We start from the raw sequence: 13,124 nt of genomic DNA on the forward strand, positions 1-13,124 counted from the left end.
AGAACCCCGGAGGTCGGGGACCTCCGGGGTTCCAGCGACGAGCCGGCGCGCTGCTAGGCGCGCACGACCTTGCCGGCGCGGATGCACGAGGTGCACGCGTTGATCCGGCGACGGTTGCCGGGGGCGATCAGCGCCCGCACGGACTGGATGTTCGGGTTCCACCGGCGCGGCGTGCGGCGGTGCGAGTGCGACACCGACATACCGAAACCGGGGCCCTTGCCACACACATCGCACACGGCAGCCACGGTTGAATCACTCCCAGAGAATCGTTCACAGACGGCGGGGCAAGGCAGCACCCGCAGCAAGACCGTCCAGCAGTCTAACCGCACCCGGCCGGTCGTGCCGCCGGCGCCCTCCCGGAGCCCCGGTCGCGGGCGCCCCGGTCGCGACGACAGCGGGTCCTGTCGGCTCCCGCGGGTACCCTCCGGCCGTGGTGGAGGCGCTGGACGACGAGGCGGTCGCGCGGTGGCACCGGGCCGCCGTCGAGGTCCTGTCCGAAGCCCGGGGCCGGCTGGACGACCTCAACGTCTTCCCCGTGCCCGACGGTGACACCGGCACCAACCTGCTGCTCACCGCCCAGGCGGCGGTGGCCGCGCTCGACACCGAGAGCCGGCGGACGACCGAGTCCGCGTGGTCCATCCTCGCCCGCGGCGCCGTCCTCGGCGCCCGGGGCAACTCCGGCACGATCCTCGCCCAGCTGATGCGTGGCCTGTCCGACCAGCTCGCCGGCCAGGCGCCGGCCGACGGTCCGGCCTTCGCGGGCGCGCTGCAGAAGGCCGCCGACACCGCCTACGGCGCGGTGGCCGACCCGGAGGAGGGCACCTTCCTCACCGTGGCCCGCGCGGGAGGGGAGGCCGCCGTCGCCTCCGTCGACGCCGGCCGGACGGAGCTGGCCGACGTGGTCCGGGCCGCGGCCGACGGCGCGCGGGTCGCCCTCGAGGCCACCCCCGGCCAGCTCGCCGCGCTGCGCGAGGCCGGTGTGGTCGACGCCGGGGGCGCCGGCCTCTGCCTCGTCCTCGACGCCCTGGTGACGACGGTGACCGGCATCGAGCCGGCGCGGCCGCCGCTGGCCCGGCGCGACGCCGGGGCGCGGGGCCACGGGCACTCCGGGGAGCACCTCCCCCATGCACCGCCGGCCGGCCCGGGCAGCGAGGTGCAGTTCCTGCTGGCCGACGCCGACGAGGCGTCGGTGGCCCGCCTGCAGGAGCGGCTCGCCGGCCTCGGCGACAGCCTGGTCGTCGTCGGCGTCGACACCCCGACCGGCCGGGAGTGGAACGTCCACGTCCACGTCGCCGACATCGGCGCCGCGATCGAGGCCGGCATCGAGGCCGGCCGGCCGTACCGCATCTCGGTGTCCCCGCTGGCGCCCGTCCAGCCCGCCGCCCCCGTCCCGGGCACCCGCGCGGTGGTCGCCGTCGTGTCCAGTGACGGGCTGGCCGACCTGTTCGCCGGCGAGGGGGTGCGGGTGGTGACCTGCGGCCCCGAGGGGGTGACCGAGGACGACGTGCTGGCCGAGGTGCTGGGCTCGGCGGCCCACGAGGTCGTCGTACTGCCCAACGACGCCGCGCTCCTGCCCGTCGCCGCGCGGGCGGCCACCCGCGCCCGGGAGGCGGGGCGGGAGATCGGCGTGGTGCCCACCCGGTCGCCGGTGCAGGGTCTGGCCGCGATCGCCGTGTCCGACCCCGCGCGCCGGTTCGGCGACGACGTGATCGCCATGGCGGAGGCCGCGGCCGCCACCCGCTGGGCGGAGGTCGTCGTCGCCGACCAGGAGGCGCTGACTTCGGCGGGCCGGTGCCAGCCCGGGGACGCGCTCGGCTCCGCCGAGGGCGACGTCGTGGTCGTCGGCGGCGACCTGGCCACCGTGGCGTGCGAGCTGCTCGACCGCCTGCTGTCGGCCGGCGGGGAGATGGCGACGCTGCTGGTCGGTGAGGACGCCGGGCTCGGCGACACGGTCTGCCGCCACCTCGCCACCGCGCACCCGACCATCGAGGTGAGCCGGTTCGGGGGCGGCCCCGGTCACATCCCGCTGCAGGTCGGCGTCGAGTGACGGGCAGGAGGCCGAGCAGGTGGCGGTGACCCTGGAGACGCCGCTGTCCCGGGTCCTGGGCCCCAAGACGGCGACGGGCATGGCCGAGCAGCTCGACCTGTACACCGTGCGGGACCTGCTGCGCCACTACCCGCGGCGCTACGCCAGCCGGGGCGAGCAGGCCGACCTCGCCGACGTCCAGGTCGGTGACCGGGTCACCGTCCTGGCCCAGGTGCGCAGCGTCTCCACCCGCCCGATGCGCAACCGCCGGGGCAGCCTCACCGAGGTCGTCGTGGGCGACGGGCGGGGCCAGATGAAGCTGGTCTTCTTCAACCACCGGCATGGCGCGCTGAAGGTGAACGCCTGGGGGATGTTCGCCGGGACGGTGGGGGAGTACCGCGGCGAGAAGCAGTTCGCCCACCCGGACATGCACCTGCTCGACGGCGACAGCGGCGACGACGACTGGGCCCGCGCGCTGATCCCGATCTACCCGGCGAGCAAGGACGTCTCCAGCTGGGTCATCCAGAAGTCGGTCAAGCTGCTGCTCGGCCCGCAGGCCGACCTCACCGGCCTGGTCGAGGACCCGCTGCCCGAGGACGTGCGGGCGCGGCACGGCATCCTGCCGCTCGCGGCGGCCCTCCTGGACATCCACCGGCCCACGACGGCGGACGACGTCGACCGCGCCGTCCACCGGCTGAAGTGGGACGAGGCGCTGATCCTGCAGCTCACGCTGGCCGCCCGTCGCCGGGCCGCGGCGCTGGAACCGGGGCTGGCCCGGCCGCGGCGCCGGGGCGGGCTGCTCGACGCCGTCGACGCCGCGCTGCCCTTCGACCTCACCGACGGCCAGCGGGCCGTCGGCGAGGAGCTGGCCGCCGAGCTCGACCGCGCCCAGCCGATGCACCGGCTGCTGCAGGGCGAGGTGGGCTCCGGGAAGACCGTCGTCGCCCTGCGTGCCATGGCGCAGGTGGTGGACGCGGGCGGCCAGGCCGCGCTGCTGGCGCCCACCGAGGTGCTGGCCGCCCAGCACGCCCGCGGGATCCGGCAGCTGCTGGGACCGCTGGGCCGGGCGGGGGAGATCGACGGCGACCCCTCCGGCACCCGGGTCACGCTGCTCACCGGCTCGCTCCGGACGGCGGCGAAGCGGGAGGCGCGGGCCGAGGTCGCGGAGGGCCGCGCCGGCATCGTCATCGGGACGCATGCGCTGCTGCAGGAGGGCGTCGAGTTCGCCGACCTCGGCCTGGTCGTGGTGGACGAGCAGCACCGGTTCGGCGTCGAGCAGCGCGACGCCCTGCGGGCCAAGGGCAGCCGGCCGCCGCACGTCCTCGTCATGACCGCCACGCCCATCCCGCGCACCGTCGCCATGACCGTCTACGGCGACCTCGAGATCTCCACCCTGCGCCAGCTGCCGAGCGGCCGTGGCGGGGTGTCGAGCTCGGTCGTGCCGGTCAGGGAGCGGCGGGCCTGGCTCGACCGCGCCTGGGAGCGGCTGCGCGAGGAGGTCGCCGCCGGCCGCCAGGCCTACGTGGTCTGCCCGCGGATCGGTGAGGAGGAGGGCGCCGACGACGAGCCCGAGGACGTCGACGGCGCCCCCGAGGACGAGCCGACGAGCGACCGGCGCCCCCCGCTGGCCGTCCTCGACATCGCCGAGATGCTGCGCAGCGGCCCGCTGGCCGGGCTGCGGCTCGACGTGCTGCACGGCCGGCTGACCCCGGAGGAGAAGGACGCCCGGATGCGCGCCTTCGCCGACCGCGAGCTCGACGTGCTGGTGGCCACGACGGTGGTCGAGGTCGGCGTCGACGTGCCGAACGCGACGGTCATGGTGGTCATGGACGCCGACCGGTTCGGTGTCAGCCAGCTGCACCAGCTGCGCGGCCGGGTCGCCCGGGGGGCCCACGCCGGCCTCTGCCTGTTGGTCACCGAGGCGCCGTCGGGGTCGCCCACCGGCCAGCGCCTGGCGGCGGTCGCGGCCACCTCCGACGGCTTCGAGCTGGCCCGGCTGGACCTGGAGACCCGCCGCGAGGGCGACATCCTCGGCGCGGCGCAGTCCGGCCGGCGGTCGGGGGTGCGGCTGCTGTCGCTGCTGGCCGACGAGGAGCTGATCGCCGCCGCCCGCGTCGAGGCCACGGCGCTGCTGGAGACCGAGCGCGGGCTGGCCGACCACCCGGGGCTGGCCGCCGAGGTGGCCCGGCTGGCCACCGACGAGCGCGCCGACTACCTGGAGAAGGCATGACGAAGGACCCCCTCCTCCCCACCCTCCGCCGGCTCAGGGCGGGATCCCTGGAGGGGGCCGTGCGTCGCAGGCTCGGGGTGGGGTCATGACGCGGCTGATCAGCGGGACGGCGGGTGGGCGCCGGCTCAAGGTGCCGAGGGCCGGCGTGCGGCCCACCGGCGACAGGGCCCGCGAGGCGCTGTTCAACGCGCTCTCCCACCTCACCGATCTCCGGGGCGCCGCCGTCCTCGACCTGTACGCGGGCACCGGCGCGCTGGGGCTCGAGGCGCTGTCCCGGGGGGCGGGCTCCGCCGTGTTCGTGGAGTCCTCGCCCGCCGTCCTCCCCGTGCTGAAGGAGAACCTCGCCGCCGTGGGGCTGCCCGGCGGCCGCGTGGTCAAGGGCTCGGTGCCCACCGTGGTCGGGGGCGCGCCGCCCGCGCGCTTCGACGTCGTCCTCGCCGATCCGCCGTACACCACGCCGGTGGACGAGGTGCTCACCGTGCTGGGGGCGCTGGCCGGCGGCGGCTGGCTGGCCCCGGAGGCGGTGGTCGTCGTCGAGCGCAGCAGCCGCGAGCCCCTCTGGGAGTGGCCGACACCCTTCGTCGGGTTGCGCGACCGCCGCTACGGGGAGGCCCAGCTCCGGTACGGTCGCTCCCCGTGAGGCGAGCTGTCTGCCCGGGATCCTTCGACCCGGTGACCAACGGGCACGTCGACGTCATCACCCGGGCCGCGGGGCTCTACGACGAGCTCGTCGTCGCGGTGCTGGTCAACCCCGGCAAGGCCGGCCTGTTCTCCGTCGAGGAGCGCATGGACCTGCTCCGCGAGGCGGTCACGGACCTCCCGAACGTCACCGTGGACAGCTTCCAGGGGCTCCTCGTCGACTACTGCCGCAGCCACGAGATCCCGGTCATCGTCAAGGGCCTGCGCGCCGTGAGCGACTTCGAGTACGAGCTGCAGATGGCCCAGATGAACCGCGAGCTGGCGGCCGTCGAGACGCTGTTCGTCCCGACCGCGCCGCAGGTCGGGCATCTCTCCTCGAGCCTGGTCAAGCAGGTCGCGAAGTTCGGCGGCGACGTGTCCCGGCTGGTGCCGAAGGCCGTCGACGACCGGCTCCGCGAGCGCGCCCGGCGCGAGGGGTCCTCGTGACCGAGCTCGCGAGGGCACGCGAGAACACGGCACCGTCGGGCACGCGGTCGCCGAGCGCCGGCGAGGTGAGCGCGTGACCGAGGTCGTCTACCGGCTCTACGAGACCGTCGACGAGCTGACGACCGTCATCGAGAACGCCCGGAGCGTCCCGATGTCGGGTTCCTGCATGGTGCCCCGGGACCACCTGCTCGACCTGCTCGACGACCTGCGCGAGTCGCTGCCCGAGGACGTGCAGGCGGCCGGCGCGATCGTGGAGCAGCGCACCGAGATCCTGCAGCAGGCCCAGGCCGAGGCCGAGCGCCTCACCGGGCGCACCCGCGGCGAGAGCGAGCAGCTGCTCGGCGCCGCCCGCCGGCAGCGCGACGAGCTGCTGGGCACCGCCCGCCGCCAGCGCGACGAGCTGCTCGCGGCTGCCCAGGCCGACGCGGAGGACATGATCGCCGAGGCCGAGGCCGAGGCCGAACGGCTGGTGGCCGAGGGGATGGCCCACCGCGAGGCGCTGCTCGCCGACGCCCAGGCGCAGCACGCCGAGATCATCGGAGCGGCGCACGCGGAGCACGAGCGGCTGATCACCGAGACCGAGGTCTACCGCGGTGCGGTGTCCCGGGCCGACGAGCTCGGCGCCCAGGCGCACGCCGACGCCGCGCGCACCCGTGCCGAGGTCGACCAGTACGTCGACGGACGGCTCGCGGACTTCGAGACGACCCTGGAGCACATGCTGCACTCGGTGGAGAAGGCGCGGACGACGCTGCGGGAGTAAGCGAAAGGACCACCCTGCCCCCCACGCCTCGCTCCGCTCGCCGCGGGCCCCTGCAGGGTGGCCGCTCCAGTTTCTCACCGTCGGGTAGTCTCGTCTCCTGGTCCGACCGTCGGTGGTGCCCCTGCACGGGGTCGTCCCGGCCGGCCATCCCCCACTGCCTACCGCGAGTACTGACATGTCTGCCGCTTCTCCGCTCCACTCAGGCGCCCCGACCTCCGGCCCCCGGCCGCAGGACGCGCGGCGCCCCGCAGCCAACCCGTGGCGCGTGGACCTCCGGGAACTCGGCCGTCGCGCGGGCTCGATGCAGGAGCTCGACCGCTCCGCCCCGACGCCCGAGGACTGGCGCGTGGAGCTGATCGGCGTCCCGGCCGGTGCCGAGGTGCGGCTGCGGCTTCGGCTGGAGTCGGTCATGGAGGGCGTGCTCGTCACCGGCGAGATCGACGCCCCGGTCACCGGCTCGTGCGCCCGGTGCCTGGAGCCCATCGAGGACACGCTGTCCCTGGACGTCCAGGAGCTCTACGCCTACGAGGGCAGCACCACCGAGGCGACCAGCGAGGAGGACGAGGTCCGCCGCATCGAGGGCGACTACCTCGACCTCGAGCCGCTGGCGCGGGACACCGTCGTCCTGGCGCTGCCGCTGGCCCCGGTCTGCACCGAGGACTGCGCGGGGCTGTGCGCCGGCTGCGGGCAGCGCCTCGACGACCTGCCCGCCGACCACGCGCACGAGATCGTCGACGCCCGCTGGGCCGGTCTCGCCGCCAAGTTCGGCACCCCTTCTTCCTCGCCGGGCGCCCCCGGCGAGAGCCCCACCACTGAGGAGAACTGACCGTGGCTGTCCCGAAGCGGAAGATGTCCCGCGCCAACACCCGTTCGCGCCGCTCGATGTGGAAGGCGACGGCGCCGACCCTCTCGCCGTGCCCGAACCGCGCCTGCGGTGAGCTCAAGCCGCCGCACCAGGCGTGCCCGACCTGCGGCCAGTACGACGGCCGCCAGGTTCTCTCGGTCTGATCGCCGGATCCACGGTGGGCACGGTCGCCGGCGCGCGCTCCACGGAGCACGTCGTCGACGGCCGTCCGCCGGGTGGTCCCGAGCACGCCGAGCGGTCCGCCGCCTGGCTCCGCGACGCCCTCGGTGTCGAGCTGCCCGACGGTCTGCTCGGGCTGGCGCTGACCCACCGGTCCTTCGCCTACGAGAACGGCGCCCTGCCGACCAACGAGCGGCTGGAGTTCCTCGGCGACTCGGTGCTCGGCCTGGTGGTCACCGACGAGCTCTACCGCAGCCAGCCGGACCTTCCCGAGGGGCAGCTGGCCAAGCTGCGTGCCTCGGTGGTCAACATGACCTCCCTTGCCGGCGTCGCCCGCCGGCTGGGGGACGGCGGCGTCGGCCCGCACCTGCTGCTCGGGCGCGGCGAGGAGACCACCGGCGGCCGGGAGAAGGACTCGATCCTCGCCGACGCCGTCGAGGCTCTCATCGGTGCCGTCCACCTCGGTTGCGGACTGGACGTCGCGGCAGGGATCGTCCACCGGCTGTTCGACCCCATGCTCGTCGAGGCCGCGACGCGCGGCGCCGGGCTGGACTGGAAGACCAGCCTGCAGGAGCTGGGTGCCGCCAAGGGGCTGGGTGCGCCCAGCTACCGGGTGGAGGACGAGGGCCCCGACCACGCCAAGACCTTCGCCGCCTCGGTGCTGCTCGCCGGTACCGTCTACGGGCAGGGCAGCGGCCGCACGAAGAAGGCCGCCGAGCAGGAGGCCGCCGCGGCGGCCTGGCGGGCGCTCACCACGGAGGACTGACGGCGTGCCGGAGCTTCCCGAGGTCGAGGTGGTCCGGCGGGGCCTGGAGCAGTGGGTCGCCGGCCGCACCGTCGCCTCCGTCGAGGTGCACCACCCCCGGGCCGTCCGACGGCACCTGGAGGGCAGCGAGCACTTCGTCGCGGCGCTGACCGGACGCACGCTCACCGCCGCCCACCGCCGCGGCAAGTACCTGTGGCTGCCCGTCGCCGAGCCCGACGGCGCGGAGGCCGGGCGGGCGCTGGTGGCGCACCTGGGGATGAGCGGTCAGCTGCTGGTGGAGAAGCGCACCCAGCCCGACGAGACCCATCTGCGGGCCCGGTTCACCTTCACCGACGGCGGGCGCGAGCTGCGCTTCGTGGACCAGCGCACGTTCGGCGGGCTGGCCGTGGAGGAGAGCGGGGCGGACGGCGGCATCCCGCCGCGCCTGGCGCACATCGCGATCGATCCGCTCGACGACGCGTTCGACGTCGACGCCTTCACCGCCGCCCTCCGCCGCCGGCGCACCGAGGTCAAGCGGGCACTGCTGGACCAGACGCTGATCGGCGGCGTCGGCAACATCTACGCCGACGAGGCGCTGTGGCGGGCCCGGCTGCACGGTGCGCGGCCCACGGACAAGCTCACCCGTGGCCAGGTCGCCGATCTGCTCGACGGCGTCCGGGACGTGCTGGGGGAGGCGCTGGCCCAGGGCGGCACCTCGTTCGACTCGCTGTACGTCGACGTCAACGGGCAGAGCGGCTACTTCTCCCGGTTCCTCGCCGTCTACGGCCAGTCCGACCGGCCCTGCCCCCGGTGCGGGACGCCGATCCGCCGGGAGTCGTTCATGAACCGCTCCAGCTACAGCTGCCCGCAGTGCCAGCCGCGCCCGAGAGCCCGCCGCGCATGACCCGGCGGGCGGTGGCCCTCGTGTCCGGCCACGTGCAGGGGGTGGGCTACCGCTGGTTCGTCCGCGGGCTGGCGGAGTCCGCCGGCCTGGCGGGCGTCGCGCGCAACCTCCCGGACGGTCGTGTCGAGGTCGCGCTGGAGGGCCAGGACGGCGCCGTGACCGACGCCCTGGCCGTGCTCGACGGGCCCCGCGCGCCCGGGACGGTGACCGCGGTGGAGGTCCGGGACGAACCGCCGCGCGGTGCATCGGCGTTCACCACGGAGTGACGAACGCGACATCCCCCCGACACGGGGAACGGGTGGGCCTCGCGTTGACCTGCGTGTCCGGGCCTGTCACCCTGGGCATACCACAGCTCGCGCCGACCGACGTCCGGGGCGCCGGGCTCACCCTCTCGCTCGGAAAGGCCGTTGCAGTCATGGCCAAGGCCCTGTTCGGTCACGTCGTAGCACCCGCGGAGCTCCGCATGGTCGAGGAGAACGCCGTCCTGCGCGCCAAGGTGCGCCGGCTGGAGCGGGAACTCGAGGAGCTCCGCACGCAGCGTGACGCCGCCATCGCCCACGAACTGCTGTCCATGGCCGGCGAGAACGCCGAGCCCGCGCTCGCCTGACTCGGCCCCGTCCCGAGGCTCGCGCCGAGCGTGCGAGGCGTGAGGAGGACGGGGTCCTTCTCCACACGAGCACCAATACCCGCGACATCTCGGGTTTCCGCCGGTATCCCGGCTAGGGTCACCGTTCTGTGCACCTCTCCAGCCTGACGCTCAAGGGCTTCAAGTCCTTCGCGTCCGCCACCACGCTGCGGCTGGAGCCCGGCATCACCGCCGTCGTCGGTCCCAACGGGTCCGGCAAGTCCAACGTCGTGGACGCCATCGCCTGGGTCCTCGGCGAGCAGGGGGCGAAGAGCCTGCGCGGCGGCAAGATGGAGGACGTCATCTTCGCCGGCACCGCCGGCCGTCCCGCCCTGGGTCGTGCCGAGGTGACCCTGACGATCGACAACTCCGACGGCGCCCTGCCGATCGAGTACACCGAGGTGTCGATCACCCGCCGCATGTACCGCTCCGGCGAGAGCGAGTACGAGATCAACGGCGACAAGGTGCGGCTGCTCGACGTCCAGGAGCTGCTCAGCGACTCGGGGATCGGCCGCGAGATGCACGTCATCGTCGGCCAGGGCCAGCTCGACGCCGTCCTCTCCGGCCGGCCGGAGGACCGCCGTGCCTTCATCGAGGAGGCCGCCGGCGTCCTCAAGCACCGCAAGCGCAAGGAGAAGGCGCTCCGCAAGCTCGAGGGGATGACGCACAACCTCGACCGGCTCGGTGACCTCACCGTCGAGCTCCGGCGTCAGCTCAAGCCGCTGGGCCGGCAGGCCGAGGTGGCCCGCCGGGCCGCCGGCGTGCAGGCCGACCTCCGGGACGCCCGGCTGCGGCTGCTCGCCGACGACCTCGTCCAGCTCCGCGACTCCCTCGACAAGGACGTCGCCGACGAGACGGCCGCGCGCGAGCGCCGGGCGGTCGTCGAGCGGGAGCTGTCCGCGGTGTCCCGCCGGGAGGCCGAGCTGGAGGCCGGGCTGGCGGCCAGCGCCCCGCGGCTGCAGGCCGCCTCGGACACCTGGTACCGGCTCTCCGCGCTCGGTGAGCGGTTCCGCGGCGTGGCGTCGCTCGCGGCGGAGCGGCACCGGCACCTCTCGGCCGCGGGGCCGGCGGCCGCTCCGGGTCGCGATCCGGACCAGCTCGACGCCGAGGCCGACCGGGTGGCCACGACCGAGACCGAGCTCGCGTCCGGCCTGGAGACCGAACGCGGCAGGCTGGCCGCCGTCGTCGCCCGGCGGGGGGAGCTGGAGACCGCGCTTGCCGCGGAGGAGCGCGCCTGGGTCGCCGCGGCGCGCGCGCTGGCCGACCGCCGCGAGGGTCTCGCGCGGCTCTCCGGCCAGGTCGCCGCGGCCCGCTCACGGGTGGCGGCCGGCCAGGCCGAGATCGAACGGCTGACCCTGGCCGCCGGCGAGGCCGCCGATCGCGCGGAGGTCGCCGCCGAGCGGCTGGCCGAGCGGCGCGACACCGTGGCCGGGCAGGAGGACGGTGACGTCGCCCTGGTCACCGCCCACGAGCAGGCCGTGGCCGCGCACGCGGCCGCCGCCCGCCTGGTCACCGAGCTGGCCGAGGCCGAGCGTGCGGCCGAGCGCGACCGCGCCTCCTGGCAGGCGCGCCGGGACGCCCTCGCCCAGGGCCTGACCCCGGTGGACGGCGCGGCCGCCGTGCTGGCGTCCGGCCTGGCCGGGGTGCTCGGGCCGGTGACCGACCGGCTGAGCGTGCGGTCCGGCGACGAGGTGGCGGTGGCCGCGGCCCTGGGCGGGATGGCCGACGCCGTCGTCGTCTCGGGCATCGCGGAGGCTGCCGCGGCGCTCGCGCACCTCAAGGACACCGGCGGCGGCCGGGCCGGCCTGCTGGTCACCGGCGGCCTGCCGCCGGTCTCCAGGGACGGCTGGCCGACGCTGCCCGACGGGGCGCGGTGGGCGCTGGACGTCGTCGACGCCCCGGAGGAGCTGCGCCCCGCGCTGGCCCGGACCCTGGAACGGGTCGCCGTGGTGGCCGACCTCGGTGCGGCCGTCGCCCTGGTCGGGGCGCACCCCCGGGTCCGCGCCGTGACCGCGACCGGTGACCTCGTGGGGGCCGACTGGACGGTCGGCGGGCAGACCGATGCGCCCTCCAACCTCGTGGTCCGCGCGCGGGTGGACGAGGCCGACGGCGAGCTGGCCGGAGCCACCGCGCGGGCCGCCGAGCTGGCCGACCGGCTGGCCGCGGCCCGCGAGGACGCGCAGGCCCGGTCCGCCGACGTGGACGCGGCGCTGGTGACCCGCCAGGCGTCGGACCGCTCGCGCTCGGCGGTGGCCGCCGAGCTGGCCGAGCTCGGCGCCGCCGCACGGTCGGCGGAGGCGGAGGCGGAGCGCTCGCTGGCCGCCCGGGTCCGCGCCGAGCACGCGCTGGAGCAGGTGCTGTCCGACCTGGCCGCGCTGGAGCAGCGGCTGGCCGGGGCCGAGGCCGCGCCGGTGGAGGAGGAGCCCTCGACCGAGGCCCGCGACCGGCTCCGGGCCGAGGTGGCCGCGGCCCGGCAGGCCGAGACGGAGGCGCGGCTGGCCGTCCGTACCGCGGAGGAGCGGGCGCGGGCGCTGCACGGCCGCGCGGAGTCGCTGCGCCGGCAGGCCCGGCAGGAGCGGGCCGCCCGGGAGCGGGCGGCCGTGGCGCGGGCCGCCCGCGAGCGCGGTGCCGCCGTCGCGGCCACGGTCCGGGCCGACGCGGACACCGCGCTGGGCGCGCTGGCCGGCTCGCTGGCCCGGGCGGCGGCCGAGCGCGACGAGCTGGCCGCCTCCCGCGCCACCGCCGAGGCCGAGCTGCTGGAGGTCCGCGCGCGGGTGCGGTCGGCCACCGCGGAGCTGGACCGCCTGACCGACGAGGTGCACCGGGACGAGGTGGCCCGCGCCGAGCAGCGGCTGCGCATCGAGACCCTGGAGGGGCGGGCGGCCGAGGAGTACGGCGTGGACCTGCCGACGCTGCTGGGGGAGTACGGGCCGACCGCGCCGGTGCCGCCCACGCCCCAGCAGGCTGCCGCCGCGGAGGCGGCGGGGGAGCCCGAGCCCGACCCGGTGCCCTACGAGCGGTCGGTCCAGGAGCGCCGGGCCGCGCAGGCCGAGCGCGACCTCGCCACCCTCGGCAAGGTGAACCCGCTCGCGCTGGAGGAGTTCGCGGCGCTCGAGGAGCGGCACGCCTTCCTGGCCACCCAGCTCGAGGACCTCAAGAACACCCGCCGCGACCTGCTCACCGTCGTCCGGGAGGTCGACGAGCGGATCCACGACGTCTTCGCGGCCGCCTTCGCCGACGTGGCCCGGGAGTTCGAGGGCGTCTTCGCCACGCTGTTCCCCGGCGGACAGGGCCGGCTGGTGCTCACCGAGCCCGACAGCATGCTCACCACCGGGATCGAGGTGGAGGCCCGGCCACCCGGCAAGAAGGTCAAGCGGCTGTCGCTGCTGTCCGGTGGCGAGCGGTCGCTCACGGCGGTGGCCCTGCTGGTCGCGATCTTCCGTGCCCGCCCGTCGCCGTTCTACGTCCTCGACGAGGTCGAGGCGGCCCTCGACGACGTCAACCTCGGCCGGCTGCTCACCCTCATCGAGCAGCTCCGGTCGACCTCGCAGCTGATCGTCATCACCCACCAGAAGCGGACGATGGAGATCGCCGACGCGCTCTACGGCGTGAGCATGCGAGGGGACGGCATCACCGGCGTCATCAGCCAGCGGCTGCGCGAGCTCGAGGCATCCTGAGTCCGGCT

The 13,124-nt window shown here is 75.8% G+C and carries 13 protein-coding genes; 12 read left to right on the forward strand and 1 reads right to left on the reverse strand.

The genetic code is table 11. The features are described 5' to 3' along the window. Positions 1–53: 53 nt before the first annotated feature. Positions 54–329: a 50S ribosomal protein L28 gene (gene rpmB, locus BM142_RS08725; protein WP_470278204.1), complete on the reverse strand. Its 276-nt coding sequence runs from the start codon at positions 327–329 to the stop codon at positions 54–56. 101 nt (positions 330–430) lie between these two features. Between rpmB and BM142_RS08730 the strand changes: the two genes are divergently transcribed. The 12 genes from BM142_RS08730 (at position 431) to smc (ending at position 13,116) form a co-directional block, all read left to right on the forward strand. Then, positions 431–2,047 (forward strand): DAK2 domain-containing protein, encoded by a 1,617-nt coding sequence (locus tag BM142_RS08730; protein WP_092196377.1) that lies wholly within the window; start codon positions 431–433, stop codon positions 2,045–2,047. Between the two features lie 19 nt (positions 2,048–2,066). Then, complete coding sequence (recG, locus tag BM142_RS08735) at positions 2,067–4,256, forward strand: ATP-dependent DNA helicase RecG (RefSeq protein WP_092196378.1); 2,190 nt, start codon at positions 2,067–2,069, stop codon at positions 4,254–4,256. Between the two features lie 85 nt (positions 4,257–4,341). Next, a complete protein-coding gene (rsmD, locus tag BM142_RS08740) occupies positions 4,342–4,896 on the forward strand; it encodes a 16S rRNA (guanine(966)-N(2))-methyltransferase RsmD (protein ID WP_092196379.1) in 555 nt (184 codons plus the stop codon). Beyond that, a complete protein-coding gene (gene coaD, locus BM142_RS08745; RefSeq protein WP_092196380.1) occupies positions 4,893–5,381 on the forward strand; it encodes a pantetheine-phosphate adenylyltransferase in 489 nt (162 codons plus the stop codon). The genes rsmD and coaD overlap by 4 nt, the downstream gene beginning before the upstream one ends. A 73-nt stretch (positions 5,382–5,454) precedes the next feature. Next, a complete protein-coding gene (locus BM142_RS08750) occupies positions 5,455–6,141 on the forward strand; it encodes a hypothetical protein (RefSeq protein WP_092196381.1) in 687 nt (228 codons plus the stop codon). A gap of 265 nt (positions 6,142–6,406) precedes the next feature. Then, a complete protein-coding gene (locus BM142_RS08755; RefSeq protein ID WP_254790682.1) occupies positions 6,407–6,967 on the forward strand; it encodes a YceD family protein in 561 nt (186 codons plus the stop codon). A 2-nt stretch (positions 6,968–6,969) separates the two neighbouring features. Further along, positions 6,970–7,149 (forward strand): 50S ribosomal protein L32, encoded by a 180-nt coding sequence (rpmF, locus tag BM142_RS08760; protein WP_092196382.1) that lies wholly within the window; start codon positions 6,970–6,972, stop codon positions 7,147–7,149. 14 nt (positions 7,150–7,163) lie between these two features. After that, the gene (gene rnc / locus BM142_RS08765) at positions 7,164–7,931 is read left to right on the forward strand and encodes a ribonuclease III (RefSeq protein WP_092196383.1); all 768 of its coding nucleotides are present in this window, start codon (positions 7,164–7,166) and stop codon (positions 7,929–7,931) included. Positions 7,932–7,935: 4 nt separating this feature from the next. Then, complete coding sequence (mutM, locus tag BM142_RS08770; RefSeq protein WP_092196384.1) at positions 7,936–8,814, forward strand: bifunctional DNA-formamidopyrimidine glycosylase/DNA-(apurinic or apyrimidinic site) lyase; 879 nt, start codon at positions 7,936–7,938, stop codon at positions 8,812–8,814. Further along, a complete protein-coding gene (locus BM142_RS08775) occupies positions 8,811–9,080 on the forward strand; it encodes an acylphosphatase (RefSeq protein WP_092196385.1) in 270 nt (89 codons plus the stop codon). Before mutM ends, BM142_RS08775 begins: the two co-directional genes overlap by 4 nt. A 53-nt stretch (positions 9,081–9,133) precedes the next feature. Continuing rightward, a complete protein-coding gene (locus BM142_RS08780) occupies positions 9,134–9,421 on the forward strand; it encodes a hypothetical protein (RefSeq protein WP_254790684.1) in 288 nt (95 codons plus the stop codon). Between the two features lie 128 nt (positions 9,422–9,549). Continuing rightward, on the forward strand, positions 9,550–13,116 hold the full coding sequence (gene smc / locus BM142_RS08785; RefSeq protein WP_092196387.1) for a chromosome segregation protein SMC: 3,567 nt from the start codon (positions 9,550–9,552) through the stop codon (positions 13,114–13,116). Positions 13,117–13,124: the final 8 nt, after the last annotated feature.

The organism is Blastococcus tunisiensis (genome assembly GCF_900112815.1).
GTDB lineage: Bacteria > Actinomycetota > Actinomycetes > Mycobacteriales > Geodermatophilaceae > Blastococcus_B > Blastococcus_B tunisiensis.